This is a genomic window from Corallococcus sp. CA049B (genome assembly GCF_003611685.1).
GTDB lineage: Bacteria > Myxococcota > Myxococcia > Myxococcales > Myxococcaceae > Corallococcus > Corallococcus coralloides.
This window is the reverse complement of sequence record NZ_RAWC01000224.1, coordinates 1-14900: the sequence shown is the minus strand read 5'-3', so window position 1 is coordinate 14900 and position 14900 is coordinate 1. Positions and strand designations below refer to the sequence as shown.

Sequence of the window (14900 nt, the reverse complement as noted above, 5' to 3'; positions counted from 1 at the left end):
CTCTCAGGACACCGCAGCAGGACCACCTGAAGTGGACACGCATCCAGAAAAGCGGCTGTCCCTGACTCATGAGCCGGAGTCCCAGGATCCAGGAGGATTCAAAGTGCAGGGAAGGCCGCTGCCGCCAGAGGCCTTCATGCGGCACGACCAGGCCCAGCCCCGGGCCGGCGGACACGTGCCACGCCCTGTCATCCGGTTCCACGATGAATCGTCCCGCCATCGGGTCCTTCGTCCCTTTCACGACCAGGTTCTTCAGCCCGGTCGCAGCGCATCCCCGTCCAGGACGAACGACCCGGGCACGCCGTCCGGCGCGTGCCCCAGCGCGGCGAGCCGCCGCACCGATTCACCGTCCGAGTCCCGGCACAGGAGCGCCACCTCACGCCGGCCCAGGCTCACGCGCAGCGGGCCTCCGCCCGTGGCAGCCTCCAGCCTGCGGCGCTGGGCCTTCGTGAGCAGCCGTGCGCCGTCATACCCGTCGCCGCCCGCCACCGCCCAGATGCCCGAGAACGCCTCCGCCAGCCGCACCTCGCCCTGGTCGATGACGACGGGCCGCACGTCCGCGGGCCGCAGCTCCAGGTTGTGCCACGCCGCCGCGTCCACCGCTTCGAGCGTGAGCCCCGCTTCCTTCAGCGCGGAGGCCGGCAGGTAGCGCACGAACTCCGCGTCCTCCAGGACGTAGAAGACCTCCAGCTCCGCAGGCCCCGGACGGAACAGCGCGCCCTGGGTCCCCGCCACGAAGCCCTGGGGCCGCAGCACCGGGCGCAGCGCCTCCAGGGTCAACCCCGTGGGCCCCACTCCCGAGGACAGTCCGCCCAGCCTCGACGCCAGCGCCTCCACGTGCGCGGTGAGCCCCTGCGTGCCCGGTGCCTCCTGATACGCGGCATACAGCGAGCCCACGTCCACGCGGCCCACGCCCCCCGAGGCCAGCTTCACCAGCAGGTCGCGGCCCTGGCGCCGGAAGGCCACGCCCGCGCGGCCCAATGCGGCGGTGAGCGCGACGGTGAACTCCGGCCGCAGCACCTGCTCCTCGGGCGCGGGCAGCGGAGGCAGATCCGCGGCCTCCAGCTCCGCGCGCAGCAGCTTCGCCTCCGCGTCGAAGGGGTCCCGCTCCACGGCCTCCGCCACGTAGGCGCGGGCGCGCGCACCCTCGCCCTGCCGCAGCGCGAGCACGGCCAGCACCTTGAGGGCCTCCGGGTCACCAGGGCTCAGGGCCAGCGCTTCGCGCAGCTCCGCTTCCGTCTCTCGGTGCCGCTCCAATCCCAGCAGCGCTCGCGCGAGCCCCAGGCGCACCTGGAGGTCCTTGGGGAAGTCACGCCGCAGGGACTGCATCAACGGCAGGGCTTCGCGCTCCGCGTCCGCGTTGACCAGCGCATGCGCCACGGTGAGGCGCAGCGTGGGTCCGGGCGTGCGCGCGGCCTCGTCACGCAGCGCCTCCAGCTCCGCGCCGCTGAGCACTTCACCCGCCTCCACCTTGCGGCGCAGGCGCTCCAGTTCCACCGGGGAAATCACGCGCGGACTCTAATGGTCCACCCCCGGAGCGCCCAGCCCCAAGGCCTCCAGGTCCGACACCGGACACCCGGGGGGATAAAAAATCGACGGCGCCGTGATGGGTTTTCCCGCGCCTCGCATCTTTAGGAATGAGGAAGCCATTTCATGAGCGAACCGACCCTCTCTCCCCCCGCTGGACTTCTCCTGCTGTTCCATCCGGAGCAGCACCCCGTTACGCCTCAGGAGGCAGTCCAGGCACTGCCACCCAGTGCCCTGATCCTTCCGCGCGTCTCGGTGGAGATTGACATGGCGGAGGTCGCACAGCAGGCCATCCGTTCTCGGGACTGGAGCACGGCCCACCGCACGATAGAGCAGCTGTTCAAGACCCGGCTGGAGCCCCAGCTGAAGCAATACCCCGGCTATCGGGTGGTCTACCTGGGCTCTTCGGCCATCCCCCTGACGCTCTACCTTGGCGCATGTGTCCACACGTGGCGGCAGGTCGAGGTCATTCCCCACCATCACGTGCATCGGACCTGGGGATGGCATTCCGAGCCTGGGAAGCCTGCTGCGCGACTGGCCCCCGGGCGACTTCCCTCCGAACGGGACCGGACGCCTGGAGAGGCCATCATCCGGGTCTCGACCTCGCATGTCGTCGATCCCCAGATGACGCTCAGGGTGGTGCCCAACCCCATCGCGCAGATCGACATCGCGCTGGAGCAACCGTCGGAGGACGCCTTCTCCACGCTGGAGGAGATGCAGGCGGTGGCGGGAGCATTCCGGCAGGCTCTGGATGTGTTGGGCGACATGTTCCCAGGCGTCCAGCGCGTACACCTGTTCGCATCCGTCCAGCCTGGCATGGCGTTCCTGTTGGGAACGCAAATCAGCCCGACGATGCATCCAGCCATCCAGACCTACCAGTACACCCGCAGTCAGGAACAGGGAGCGTTTCACGCGCCCGCCATTCTTCTCAACCGGCCGCCTCCGCCGGAACGCATTCCGCTCACCGACGAGGCCCTCCGCCGGGCCCAGGAGGACCGGGCACAGCTCGCGGCGGACCTAGAGCGGATGAAGGGGTTCACGCTCACGGTCTCCAGGATCTCCACCACCTCGTGGCTTGCGCAGGTGCTGGGGGCGAAAAAAGGACTCGCGGGCGTTGCCCCTCATTGGATGCATCTCCCGACGCTCAGAGATACGCCCCTGCGCAACGCGACTGTCGACCTCGACCTCCAGTCGGTCTCCGACAGCTTCACCTTCTCCGAGCAGGGGGCGTGGCAATTGGATAATGCCTGGCTGGACCGGCTGGCGCGCCGACTGGAAGACGCTCCGTCACGCCAGCGTGCTTTGCGGTTGTTGACCCTGCACGAATTCGCCCATCGGGGTCCCCAGACGTTGACCGGATCGTCAAGCCGCGAAATCGGGCGCTTCCCCAAGGTGCTGGAGGAAATCGATTACCAGGCGGATGTGTGGGCCATGCTTCACGAATACGCGCTGACCCTCCTGCAAAATCCTCGTGAGGCGGAGGACGTCCGGGCCTTCTTCATGAACCTGGTCCGCATCGCCACGAACACGATGTGGGCGTTCGACGATGGTGAACGCAGCCAGACGGAATTCCAGATCCGACGGCTCAATCGCTACCTCATCTGGTACTGGCAGTATCTCCTCCTGGAGCGGGGCGTGGGAGCAGGACGCGAGACGTCACTCGAGTTCGTTCTCGGCTTGCTGTTCAACCGTCCCGTCATTGAGCTGGCCGGTCCCAATGTCCACACCCACGGTGAGCGCGTCTTCTTCGCGCTCGACCGTGACCACCTGAACGTTCCCGAGCTGGCCACCTACCACCAGGGCAAACTCTTCCGGCACGGCTCGCGCGCGGACTTCTCGCTCACCGAACTGATGGCCCGCGTCCGCGAGCACGACGGAAAGGGAGTCCTGACCATCCTCCGTTCCGCCTTTGAACAGACGGTCCGCTAAAGCCCCCCCCGGAGTCACCATGTCGATGCAGTCATGCTTCCGACGGTTCCACGAAGCCATCCAATTGAAGCGATTCAGCGAGAACGCGGAGCTTGTCGAAAAGCGGGACCGCGTGTTGAAGCGGTTGCGTGAGAACGCGCCGAAGTCCTTCGAGTTCTTCAACCAGGGCAGCTACGCTATGGGCACCGGCATCAAGCCCTTGAATGGTGACTACGACATCGACGTCGCCGTTGTCTTCGACATCAACCACCGCGCTTACGATCCTGTCGAGGTCAAGCGCTGGGTCTATGATGCCGTCAAACCCCATACCAACTTGGTAAAGTGGCGAAAGTCCTGCATTATCGTCTATTACCAACAAGCGGGCGAGGCGGTGTATCACGTCGACTTGGCGGTCATGGCACGGACAAGCTCGCGGGAGCTCCATCTCGCGCGTGGCGAGGAGAACTCCGCCTACGGCCAACGCGAGTGGCAGCCTGACGACCGTCTGGGGTTCATCCAGGCCGTAGCCGACCGGTTCTCTGGCGATGAGGCAGCTCAGTTCCGCCGGGTTATCCGCTATCTGAAGCGGTGGAAGGACCTTCACTTCCCGACGGAGGGGAGGGCTGCTCCCACAGGGCTCAGCCTGACGGTTGCAGCCTACGCATGGTTTCAGCCCAGCCAGAAGTCCACCTGGGCAGGAACAGAAGAAAGCGACCTCACGGCGACGCTCAACCTCGTTAATGCCATCCGTCGCAACTTCAGACAGGTCCTTAACACGGAGACCCGTCGGTTCGGGCCCCGCCTCACGCTCCAATTCCCGAAAGCGCCCTTCGATGACGTGCTGGCGCGGATGACCCACCAGCAGATGGATGAATTCTACCGTCGCCTTGAGACACTGGAGGCCTGGCTGAAATACGCCGCAGAGAGAAATTCCGCGACATCCCTCGTACACGCATTCGGGAACGACTTTCCCGTCGATTGAAGTGGGGCGCCCACGCCCGGAGGGCGCTCCTCTCAATGCGTTGTGTCGTGTTCAGCAGGATCCTCTTCGCCCCGGTGCTGGGAGAGGAAGTCGTCCAGGGCGCCCACGTCGATGGGCTTGCGGAACACGGCATCCACCTGCGCCAGGCTCGCGCGGTTCTGTCCCCGCACGTCCATGCCGGTGACGATGGCCAGCAGCGCATGGGGCGTGCGCTGCCGCAGCTCTCGCGCCAGCTCCCAGCCCGTCATCTCCGGCATCACCGCGTCCAGCAGCGCGGCGTCGTAGGGGTGCCTCTCCCAGATGCGCAGGGCCACGTCCGGGCTGTGCGCCACCTGCACTTCGTAGCCCTCCTCGCCCAGCACCTCCGCCATCATCCGCGCGTTGTCCAAATCATCGTCCACCACCAGCACGCGGCGCGCGCGCCCGGGCATCCGCGGCATGCGCCCCACCGGCTGCGCTGGCGGCTGCGCGGTGGGCTCGGGAGCCCCCGCCGGCGCTTCGCTGAAGCGCGGCAGCCGCACGATGAAGCTGGCGCCCGAGCCGTCGCGCCGGTTCTCCACCGTCAGCTCTCCGCCCCAACGCTGCACCTGCGTGCGCGCCACCGCCAGGAACAGCGAGAACTGCGGCGCCCCCGGGTCCCGGCGCAGCGGGTCGAACAGGCCCGCCAGTTCATCCTGCGCGTAGGGCCGTCCCGCATCCTCGATGCGCAGGTCCAGCCAGTCCTCCCCGGCGGGACGGGAGCGGACCACCAGCGTGCCGCCGCCCTCCATCCGGTCGCGCGCGGACAGCATCAGGTTGACGATGAGCTCGCGGAAGAAGCCCGCATCCGCCTTCACCCCCCAAGGGAAGCCCAGGTCCAGCTCCGTGTGCACCGGGTGCTCGCGCTGCTCCAACTCGCCCCGGGCCAGCTCCAGCGCCTCGCGCACCGTCTGGTCCACCGGCACGTCGCCCAGGCGCTCCTCGGTACGCTGAACGCTGAACTCCTGCAGCCGCGCCACCAGCTCGCCGATGTTGCGCACCGTCTTGTCCAGCGCGTCGACGTGCTCGGGCTTGTATTCGCGTTGCAGCAGCGTGATGCGCAGCCGCAGCACGTTGAGGAAGTTGTTGAGCGCGTGCGCGGCGCCGCTCGCCAGCTGCCCCAGCGCCTGCTGCCGGGTGCGCCGCAGCAGCTGTCCCTGGAGCCGGCGCACCTCGTCGTGCGCGTTCTCCAGGGCCTTGGTCTTCACCGCGGCCTCGGTGCGGTCGCTGAAGGTCTGGATGACGCCCGCCAGGACCTGGTCCTCCTCCCACACCGGCGTGGCGCTCATCTCCAGCGTGGCGTCCCCGCCGCCGGGGCGCTCCACCTGCATCATCACGCCGCGCACCGGCGCCTTCTCGCGCAGCGCGCGCAGGAAGGGCATGTCCTGCACCTTGAAGGGCTCGCCGGTGGGGTGCCGCGCGTTGACCTGGGTGAGCACGGGGCCCAAGGAGCCCGTGGCGCGCGCGCCCACCACCGCGCGCATGGGCACCCCCATCAGGCGGCTCACCGGCGGCGAGGCGAAGGACACCATGCCGTCCGTCTCCGCCAGCAGGATGCCCACCTCCACGTGGTTGAGCACCGACTCCATCACCGCCGCCTCACGGAAGCGCACCTCCTCCGTCTTGAGCACGCGCGCGTAGGAGGCCTGCGCGGACGCGTCCGCTTCCCACACCAGCTCAGACACCAGCTCCGCCACGTCCGCGTGGATGACGCCTCCGTTGCGGCGCGAATAGACGTAGAGCAGCACCTCCTGGAGCGACTTGAACTCGCGGGTCAGGTCCTCTGGCTCGAAGTTCTGGTCGTACCGGAAGGCCCCGTGCGAACGCACCACCTCCGGCCACAGCCGCACGGCGTCCTCGCCCCTGTCCTCGAGCAGCCGGGCGAGCTCATCCAGCAGATGGCGCAGCGGTGCGCGCAGGTCCCGGCCGGGGACCTCCACCTCGTACGTCTCCGCGCGCAGGCGCTTGGACCACAGGCGCGTGATGCGCTCGCCCTCGTCCGAGAGCAGGCCCGACAGCGCGGCGATGGCGTCATGGGAGGAAGGCACGCTCAAGGGCGCACGATGCGCACGCCCCCCGCGCCCAGCCACCCGCCCCCCGTCCTCTCGCGGTGCGGCAATGTCCGGCGTTTCACATGAAGACAGCCATCACGGGCCCCGAGCGCCCGCCTGCCCGGCTGCCCTGGCCGCGGCGAGCGATCGTCCCCACCTTCCCAGGCACGGATGAGCATCAAGGAGCGCAGGAAGAACGACCTGGAGCAGCCAGAGGTCTCTCAGCAGGCCATGGCGCAGCTCTTTCGTGGCGAGCTCAGCCGCTCGGACACGTGGCGCACGCGGCTGGACACGACGACGAACTGGGCGCTCACCACGACGGCGGCGGTCATCTCCTTCGGCTTCGCGTCGCCGGAGAGTTCGCACGTCACGTTCCTGGTGGGCATCTGGATGGTGGTGTCCTTCCTGCTCATCGAGGCGCGGCGCTACCGCTACTACGACCTGTGGAACCGCCGCGTGCGCCTGCTGGAGGACGGCTGGTGGGCGCCGATGCTGCGGCGCGAGCCGGTGGATCCAGACGCGCTGCGGGAGCTGGCGGTGGAGATGTCCCGGCCGCAGATCCAGCTGTCGCTGGTGTCCGCCATCGCGACGCGGCTCAACCGCGCATACGGGCCCATCCTCATCGTCCTGTTGGTGACCTGGTTCTTCAAGGTCTACAGCCACCCGCGTCCGCCGCGCGACTTCGGGGACTTCGTGGACCGGGCGCACGTGGCCTGGATTCCGGGGCCGGTGGTGATGGCCGCGCTGCTGTTCCTCACCGTGGCGGCGGCGTACCTCTTCAGCGCGTCCTTCTTCATCCGGGCGCCGCTGGGCGAGCTGCGCACCCGGCCGCGCGGACGCCGGGCGGCGCTGTGGGAGGCCTTCTACCGGCCCTACGCCATCCAGCGCCGCAAGCGCCCGCGGCCCCCGGGCGTGCGCGCCAGCGGGCCAAGACCGCCGGCCCCGTTCGACCGCTGACGCTAGCCGCCGAGCTGCGCGCCCACCTGCGCCATCAGCGCCATCACCCGGGCGCGCGTGGGGGCCTGCAGGTCCGGTCGCACCGCGAGCGCCTGGAGCATCTGGAACACGGGCGTGCCCCCTTCCAGGTGCTGGGCCGCGACCGCCAGCAGCGCGGGCTCCTCGCCTGGCGCGAGCCCCCCGGCCACCACCCAGGCCCGCAGCTGCTCCAGCGCGCTGGCGTCGAGCGGCCGCGTGTTCAGCGCGTCCAGCAGCGCCCGCTGCACGCCCCGGTCCTTCTCCGTCCCCAGCGCGTCCAGCAAGAGCCGCGTGGCCAGCTCCTGCGGCGCTGCGCGCAGCGCGTCCGCCGCCGCGGCCCGCACGTCCGGGGACTCCGCGCGCAGGTGCGGCGGCACCACGTCCATCAGCCGCTCCGCCCGCGTGCCGCCCATCGCGCGCAGCGCGTGCGCCCGCGCCTCGTCCCCCGAGGCCTGGGCCACGGCGGTCTCCAGCGTCCGCACCGCGGCGCGCGCCTCCGCCGAGTCCGGGTTCAGGTGCGACGACCAGACCCCCAACGCGTACGACGTGGCCCGCTCCACCGGGACGTCGTGCTCCGCCCGGGCGCGCTCCAGCAGGCCGTTGATCATCACGCCCGTCTCCGGCTCCGGCTTCGTCAGGAACCCCGCGCGCTGCACCATCATCACGTACGCGCCCGCGTGCTCCCGGGCCTCCGTCGACAAGAGCAGCGTGCGCAGCGTGGCCTGCGCCTGCGGGTGGCCCGCGCCCACCAGCAGGTCCAGCATCAATTCGCGCATGCCGGGCTTCGTTCCCGGCTTCAGGAACAGGCGCGCCAGTTCCTGGCAGCGCTTCGGCTCCAGCGTCAGCGCCGCGATGGCCCGCCGCGCGAACACGTCCAGCTCCGCGATGGCCTCCGGACCGCTGGCGCCCTCCAGCGTCTCCAGCAGCTCGTCCACCGTCATCCCGTCCGCCTGGCCGCGCAGCGCCGCCGTCTCCGGATCCAGCTCGAAGGCGATCTGCGACGGCGTGCGAATCACCAGCTTCTGCTCGTCCAGCGGCGGCAGGGGCTGCATCTCCCGCGACTGGTACGTCAGCCGCAGGCGCAGCCGCTTGGACAGGAGCACGCGGCCGTCCGTGCCCAGCGCGTCCAGCACCTCGTCCTGGCTGATGGCGACGAGGCGACCTTCCGCGTCGCGGTCGAAGGTCGTGAGCGAGCCCAGCTCCTGCTTCGCCACCGTCGCCGCGCCCGCCGCGCGCAGGCTCTGGTAGCGCGTCCTCCGGCGCGTCAGCCGCGAGGTGTCCCCGGGCTCGAAGGCGAACGCCGACTCCACGTCGCCCGTCTGCGTGGACTCCGTGGCGGTCCAGGACGCCGCGTCGCGCAGCTCGGAGGGGAACAGCTCCGCCGCCAGCGTCTGCGCGAACTGGCGGAACAGCGGGGGCTCCGCCTCGGAGAAGCGCACCGCCTGGAGCGCGCCGCGCGCATCCAACTCCAGCCACGCGCTGGCCGTGTCCGGCAGGTGGGCCTGGAGCGCCGCCGCGTCGGGCAGCAGCGCCTGTCCGGAGAGGGTGGCTTCGTGCCGCGCCAGCCGGCGCAGCGTCAGGCGCAGCCGGGTGCCCGTCGCGCGCGTCTCCAGCGCCTGGAGCATCAGCTCGCCATCCAGGTGCAGCACGCCCTCCAGCGCCTGGGCCTTCGTGTCCTGCGCCGGCATGGGCAGCGCCACGCGCGTCAGGTCATCCCAGACGAGGTGGAAGGTGTGCGCCTCGCCCACGCGCCAGCGGAACAGCGGCAGCCGGTGGACGGACTCGGCGGCCTCCACCGTCGCGGCGGACGGAGACGACTCGGACAGCCAGAAGGGCAACGCTCCCAGGCACACCAGGGCACCCAGGCCGGCCACGCCACGAACGAGGGTCGAGCGACGCATGAAACACTCCCGCAAGGAAAAGTCGAAGAAGGTAGGGAACCACTCCCCGGGGCCGTTGAAGGCGGCCCCGGGGTCATGCGAGCGCGCGGCTCAGTAGAGCTGCGCGAGCGGCAGGTAATGCTGGTCGTTGAAGAGCTGCGCGCTGGTGCCGAAGCCCGGCCACGACACGATGGGGAACTCCGCCTTCAGGAAGCCCAGCTCCGCGAACAGGGAGAGCCGGCCGTCCAGCGAGCGCAGCGTGAAGTTCAGGCGGGTGCCCAGCCCCAGGAACAGCGTGTTGGGGTTCGTCGGGTGCGTGGGCGAGCTCAGCGCGACGCCGATGCTGCCCTGGAGCGGCAGCTCGAAGCGCAGGATGGTCAGCGTGCCGCGGACACCAATCTGGAAGCCCGGGACGCCGATGGCCAGCGACACGAAGCCGTTGGCGGACGCGTAGGGCCCGATGTTGCCCAGCAGGTCCAGCGTGATGAGGTTGCGCGTGCAGTCACGGCCCAGGGCGCCGCCCATCGACGCGACGATGCCCACCTCCACGGACAGGCCGCCGCTCACCGTCACGGGGATGAACCACACCATGAAGGTGGCGCTGCCCTTGGCCGCGTCCTTGTCCACGAAGGGCTTGCGCTCCACGAAGGTGAAGCGCGCCGGGTAGGACTGGTCGAACGTGAAGACGGGGTTGCCCAGCACGCGCGCGCTCAGCTCCACCCGGATGGCGGAGGGCTGCGTGGACGCGCGGCCCTTGAGATAGGCGACCTCCTTGCGCGTCGGGCTGAACACGTTCGCGTAGATCCCCAGCTCGCTGAAGATGGCGGCGTTGGTGTCACACCAGTTGCCGTTGAACGCGGAGCCGGGCGTGGACAGCTCCCAGCCCGCGCGCAGCGAATAGCCACCGCCGAAGTTGTTGTCACCCGCGTAGCCGCCCGCGGAGAAGTCCTGCCCCTGGCGCTTGGTCATGGTGACCGGGTTCGTGGGCGGCTGCTGATTCGCCGCCTGCTGCGCCAGGTACTCCGCCAGGAGGCGGGTGTACGCGGCCACCAGCGTCGGGTTGAGCGTGTAGTCCTTCTGGTCCAGGCCCTTGATCTTCAGCCGGTCCGCGTTGCGGATGAAGCTCTCCGCGCCGAAGTCGTTGCCGGTGACGGTGAGGCACTGGCGCAGGTCCGCCTCGCGGCGGGGCACCATGACCGCGTCCACCATCGCCTTGTAGCGGCGGGGGCTCCAGTCACACGCCGTCGTCTTGTCCGTGACGAGGCAGCCCTCGGCGTCCGCCTTCTCCAGCGACGCCTCCAGGGCCTTGTCCAGGCCGTACAGCTGCTCGGCGGTCTTCTCGTCCAGCTCCACCGTGCTGAAGTCGCGGCTGCGCAGCATCTCCGACTCGCGCTGCCAGCTGGCGTAGGCGGCGTTGCGCCGGTCCAGCAGGGCGGAGAAGGCCTCCTGGCGCTGCTGCGAGTCATTGAGCACGTCATCCGCGACCTTGCTCAGCGCCTTGCTCATGACCTGGTGCCACGCGTCCGAGGGCAGCACCGCCTGACGGGCCTCGGCGTTGTTCGCCTTCCGGGCCGCCTCGGAGGTGAACTCATAGGCCTTGGTGTTCTTGGGGTATGGCCCCGGCACGAAGCGGAAGTACGCGTTCTTCTCCACGCGCGTCTTGCCGTCCCAGATGGGCGCCTGCTTCACCCCGTCCTTGCTGAACAGCGTGCGCTCCGCGATGCCCCTGGAGCCGTAGGCCGCGGTGAACAGCGCGCGGAAGTCGTCGCCCACGCGGCCCACGTCCTGCTCGAAGCGGCTGTAGTCATAGTGCTTCTCGTGCACGAACTCCTGGCACGAGCGCTCCAGCACGCCGTTGGCGTCCCACTCCTGGCGCTGCTTGTTGTACGCCTGCTCCACCTTGGTGAGGTTCTTGTAGTCCTTGCGCGCCAGCACCTGGCCGCGCTGCACCTGGCCTACGATGGACTCGTCCGAACCGGAGAAGAGCGTGTCGAGGACGGCGTTGGGCTGCACCGCCACCGTCTCCACGCCGCCGCCCATGCTGTCGGGCAGCAGCGCGGTGCGCTTGGACGCGGACGTGTAGCGGTCCTTCCACTCGGACTCCATCAGGCCCTGGCAGTAGGCGTCGTTCTCCTGGCCGCACTCGGACGCGCGGTAGTCCACGTTGGAGCACTCGGTCAGCGTGGGCTGGGGGCAGGTGGCCGCCAGCGCCTGGGGCGCCGCCAGCGACACGGTGGACAGCAGGGCCCAGCGCACGGGGCGCGGCAGCCGGACGGGGGTTCTGCGCGAACTCATGAATGCCTCATCTCGGGGAACGCACGGGCCGGCAGGGCCCGGACGCCGCTGCCATTGAGCACGATGCGTGCCGGGCCTCTCCACCCCGCGCCCCAGAGGGAACATCGAGGAAGCGCCCGGCGCCGTGAGGACACACAGACCACAAACGGCAAGAACCGCCGTTGCCCGGAAGGCAACGACAGACGCCTGGGACCTGGAGCGCGATACACGTTCGACACATGCGTTGGACGCGCCTTCCGCCGGGGTCGGCCCCCGTCGTCACGCGCCGGGCGGATCCCCCTCGGCCCCCCGCCGGGCGGCCGGACGGACCACCCGGGCTGATGGGGCCCATGCCCAGGGGTGAATCCCGGCTGCTTTCGCCCTTCCGGCCCTCCCGGATTTGTGGTGTGAACCGGGCCCATGGCGAACACGCGCACTGTGACGGTCATCAACGGCGACGGCATTGGTCCCGAGGTTTCGGCGGCCACCATTCGCGTCCTCGAAGCCCTCAAGGTCCCCCTGGAGTTCGAGTTCAAGGACGCGGGCACGGAGGTGGTGGCCAAGTTCGGCACCAACCTGCCCCACGAGACGGTGGAGGCGGTGCTGCGCAGCGGCGTGGCGCTCAAGGGCCCCACCGGCACCGTCGTGGGCGGCGGCCTGCCCTCCGCGAACGTGGGCCTGCGCAAGCGGCTGGACCTGTACTCGTCCCTGCGCCCGGTGAAGAGCGTCCCCAACGTCAAGACGCGCTACGACAACGTCGACCTGGTGGTCGTGCGTGAGAACACCGAGGACCTCTACGCGGGCCTGGAGCACATCGTGGTGCCGGGCGTCGTGGAGGCCATCAAGGTCATCACGGAGAAGGCGTCCACGCGCATCGCGCGCTTCGCCTTCGAGTACGCCAAGAAGAACGGCCGCAAGAAGGTGTCCGCCATCCACAAGGCGAACATCATGAAGCTGTCGGACGGCCTCTTCCTGGACTGCTGCCGCAAGGTCAGCCGCGAGTTCCCGGAGGTCGCCTACGACGAGGTCATCGTCGACAACCTCTGCATGCAGCTGGTGAAGGACCCGACCCGCTTCGACGTGATGGTGCTGGAGAACCTGTACGGCGACATCGTCAGCGACCTGTGCGCGGGCCTGGTGGGCGGCCTGGGCATGGTGCCGGGCGCCAACATCGGCGAGCGCACCGCCGTCTTCGAGGCCGTGCACGGCACCGCCCCGGACATCGCGGGCAAGGGCATCGCGAACCCCACCGCGCTGATGATGTCCGCCGTCATGATGCTGGAGTGGCTGGACCTGCGTGAGGCGTCCCAGCGCATGGCCAACGCCATCCAGAAGGTCTACGGCGGCGAGTCCAAGGTGCGCACCGGCGACCTGGGCGGCAGCGCCACCACGCGCGAGTTCACCGACGCCATCATCGCCGCGCTGTAGTCCTCCGCGCGCGGCGCTTCACCGCATCCAAAAGCCAAAGGGGGCGGGAGGACTTCTCCTCCGCCCCCTTCGTGCTTTTCAGCCGACGGTGACCTTGCGGACGCCCCGCGCTTCCAGGAGCGCGGGGAGCCGTTCGCGCTGGTCGCCCTGCAACACCAGCGCGTCCTCCTCCACCACGCCACCGCAGCCCAGGCCGTTCTTGAGCGCCTTGAGCCAGGTGTCCAGCTGGGCGGCGGGCAGCCCCAGCTGCTCCACCACCGTCACCTCTTTACCGCCCCGGCCCTTGCGCTCCATGCGCACCACGGCGCGCGCGGGCCCCTTCGGCTCGGGCTTCTCCCGGGGAGGGGGAGGCGGCGGCCCCACGGGCAGCGCCTCCCGCTGCGCGGACAGGGCGGCGAAGGGGTTGTTGAAGGGCCCCGGCGGCGGGGCCTCGTCCTTCTTGTCGCGCTTGCCCATGGCGTCCTCCGCGCTCCTGTCCCGTTACGGGTGGGCGTGGCCCTCGTGGCCGGGGGCGCCGGTGCCCCGCGCGCGCGGAGGCGGCAGGGCGCTGAAGGCGGGGGCGTCGGGGTTGCCGCTCGCCAGCACCAGCGCGTAGATGAGCGGCGCGGACGGGGGCACCTCACGGCCGTTCACCAGCACCAGCGGCGTGCCCTGGATGTTGAAGCGCATGGCGTACTCGACGTCCTGGCGCAGCTTCCCGATGGTCTCCGGCGCCGTCATGCACGCCTCCAGCTGCGGGCGCGCCACGGAGCCGGAGCTGGCGATCTCCATCACCTTGTCGGTGTCCAGGAAGGCCTGCGCGGCGAAGAGCTTCTCGCGCAGCGCCCAGAAGTCCTTCGCGCCCTCCAGGCACACCGTGGCCCGGGCCGCGGCGCAGCGCACGCTGAGCGCGTCAGGGCCGCGGTTGGGGATGGCCGGGTTGCACTGGCCATCCAGCGGGAACTGCCGCGCCTCCACGGACAGCATGCCCTTGGGGGCGTGCTGCTTGATGAGGGCCAGCTCCTCCACCAACGACTTGCAGTGGGGGCACTTGCTGTCCGTCCACTCCAGCACCTTCACGGGCGCGTCCGCCGGGCCGTAGAGGGCGCGCGGCGGATAGGCCGCGAGCTTCGGCGTGCCCGACCGGTACATGGCCAGCGAGTCCGACAGGAACTGCTTCTGGTCCTGCGGCAGGCTGGCGATGAACTCAGGCAGCGTGGTCGGCGGCGCGGGCGGGGGCGGCGGCATGCCCGGGTTGGAGCCGGACGTGTTCTGCGCCTGCGTGGAGGCCACCGGCGGCAGGAAGGCGCCGGCCTTCGGCGCGTGCGGCGTGGCCCGGCCGGGCATCAGCATGGCCACGAAGGCGACGGCGGAGATGCCCACGGTCCACTGGAGCGTGCCGCCCCACTCGCCCGCCTGGGGCATCAAGGGAGCGGGCAGGCCGCGCCACGCCACGCCCGCGAACGCGAGCACCAGCACGTAGGTGCCCAGACACGTGGGGCACACCACGCCCACGCTCGCGCTGACGCTGGCGAAGACGGCGACGGAGATGACGCCCGCGAGCGCCAGCAGGCGCAGGCCGCTGGCCGCCGGACGCACCGAGCGGCCCGCCTTCGCCCACGCGAGGTACAGCGCGGCGAGGCCCACGGCGGACAGGCCCCACACGAGCCCCAGGCCCGCGATGGGGATGCCCAGGGTGTCGTGCACGCGGCTGGCGAAGTCCGAGTTCCAGACGGTCTCGCAGTTGACGTGCTCGTTGATGCCGCAGCTGGTGGCGCCACCGGCGCGCAGCGTGAGCAGCTCCATCCATTGATAGACGGCGAGCGCACTGGTGAGGAGGCCCAGCACCAGCAGCGCGAGTGCGCCACGGGTGGGGAC

10 protein-coding genes are annotated in these 14900 nt (G+C 70.0%); 4 read left to right on the top strand and 6 right to left on the bottom strand.

Going from position 1 to position 14900, the window contains the following annotated elements:
- Nucleotides 1-252: 252 nt before the first annotated feature.
- Nucleotides 253-1509 carry a tetratricopeptide repeat protein gene (locus tag D7W82_RS32585; RefSeq protein WP_120622047.1) on the bottom strand — a complete coding sequence of 419 codons (1257 nt, stop codon included), beginning with the start codon at nt 1507-1509 and terminating at the stop codon, nt 253-255.
- A 144-nt stretch (nt 1510-1653) separates the two neighbouring features.
- On the opposite strand from D7W82_RS32585, the gene D7W82_RS32580 reads away from it, so the two are divergent.
- Together D7W82_RS32580 and D7W82_RS32575 are read left to right on the top strand one after the other, a co-directional pair.
- Nucleotides 1654-3456, top strand: coding sequence for an SAVED domain-containing protein (locus D7W82_RS32580; RefSeq protein ID WP_120622046.1), 1803 nt, complete (start codon nt 1654-1656; stop codon nt 3454-3456).
- 19 nt (nt 3457-3475) lie between these two features.
- Entirely contained in the window at nt 3476-4417 is a 942-nt protein-coding gene (locus D7W82_RS32575; protein WP_120622045.1) for a nucleotidyltransferase, read from the top strand.
- Between the two features lie 32 nt (nt 4418-4449).
- Here D7W82_RS32575 and D7W82_RS32570 read toward each other — a convergent pair whose 3' ends face one another.
- Nucleotides 4450-6483 (bottom strand): response regulator, encoded by a 2034-nt coding sequence (locus tag D7W82_RS32570; RefSeq protein WP_120622044.1) that lies wholly within the window; start codon nt 6481-6483, stop codon nt 4450-4452.
- A 174-nt stretch (nt 6484-6657) separates the two neighbouring features.
- On the opposite strand from D7W82_RS32570, the gene D7W82_RS32565 reads away from it, so the two are divergent.
- On the top strand, nt 6658-7443 hold the full coding sequence (locus D7W82_RS32565) for a DUF2270 domain-containing protein (protein WP_120622043.1): 786 nt from the start codon (nt 6658-6660) through the stop codon (nt 7441-7443).
- Between the two features lie 2 nt (nt 7444-7445).
- On the opposite strand, the gene D7W82_RS32560 is transcribed toward D7W82_RS32565, so the two are convergent.
- Both D7W82_RS32560 and D7W82_RS32555 read right to left on the bottom strand, forming a co-directional pair.
- Nucleotides 7446-9362, bottom strand: a complete 1917-nt coding sequence (locus D7W82_RS32560; protein WP_120622042.1) for a HEAT repeat domain-containing protein — start codon at nt 9360-9362, stop codon at nt 7446-7448.
- Nucleotides 9363-9452: 90 nt separating this feature from the next.
- Entirely contained in the window at nt 9453-11636 is a 2184-nt protein-coding gene (locus D7W82_RS32555) for a hypothetical protein (RefSeq protein ID WP_120622041.1), read from the bottom strand.
- Nucleotides 11637-12035: 399 nt separating this feature from the next.
- On the opposite strand from D7W82_RS32555, the gene D7W82_RS32550 reads away from it, so the two are divergent.
- Nucleotides 12036-13043: an isocitrate/isopropylmalate dehydrogenase family protein gene (locus tag D7W82_RS32550; protein ID WP_120622040.1), complete on the top strand. Its 1008-nt coding sequence runs from the start codon at nt 12036-12038 to the stop codon at nt 13041-13043.
- Nucleotides 13044-13121: 78 nt separating this feature from the next.
- Here D7W82_RS32550 and D7W82_RS32545 read toward each other — a convergent pair whose 3' ends face one another.
- Both D7W82_RS32545 and D7W82_RS32540 read right to left on the bottom strand, forming a co-directional pair.
- Nucleotides 13122-13499, bottom strand: a complete 378-nt coding sequence (locus tag D7W82_RS32545) for a translation initiation factor (protein WP_120622039.1) — start codon at nt 13497-13499, stop codon at nt 13122-13124.
- A gap of 24 nt (nt 13500-13523) precedes the next feature.
- A partial coding sequence (locus tag D7W82_RS32540) for a vitamin K epoxide reductase family protein (protein WP_233588071.1) occupies nt 13524-14900 on the bottom strand: 1377 nt, incomplete at its 5' end.

Bases quoted from the DNA above. Each gene is read 5' to 3' on its own strand.
- D7W82_RS32580 (WP_120622046.1), top strand. From the start codon at position 1,654: ATGAGCGAACCGACCCTCTCTCCCCCCGCTGGACTTCTCCTGCTGTTC.
- D7W82_RS32575 (WP_120622045.1), top strand. From the start codon at position 3,476: ATGTCGATGCAGTCATGCTTCCGACGGTTCCACGAAGCCATCCAATTG.
- D7W82_RS32565 (WP_120622043.1), top strand. From the start codon at position 6,658: ATGAGCATCAAGGAGCGCAGGAAGAACGACCTGGAGCAGCCAGAGGTC.
- D7W82_RS32560 (WP_120622042.1), bottom strand. From the start codon at position 9,362: ATGCGTCGCTCGACCCTCGTTCGTGGCGTGGCCGGCCTGGGTGCCCTG.
- D7W82_RS32555 (WP_120622041.1), bottom strand. From the start codon at position 11,636: ATGAGTTCGCGCAGAACCCCCGTCCGGCTGCCGCGCCCCGTGCGCTGG.
- D7W82_RS32550 (WP_120622040.1), top strand. From the start codon at position 12,036: ATGGCGAACACGCGCACTGTGACGGTCATCAACGGCGACGGCATTGGT.
- D7W82_RS32545 (WP_120622039.1), bottom strand. From the start codon at position 13,499: ATGGGCAAGCGCGACAAGAAGGACGAGGCCCCGCCGCCGGGGCCCTTC.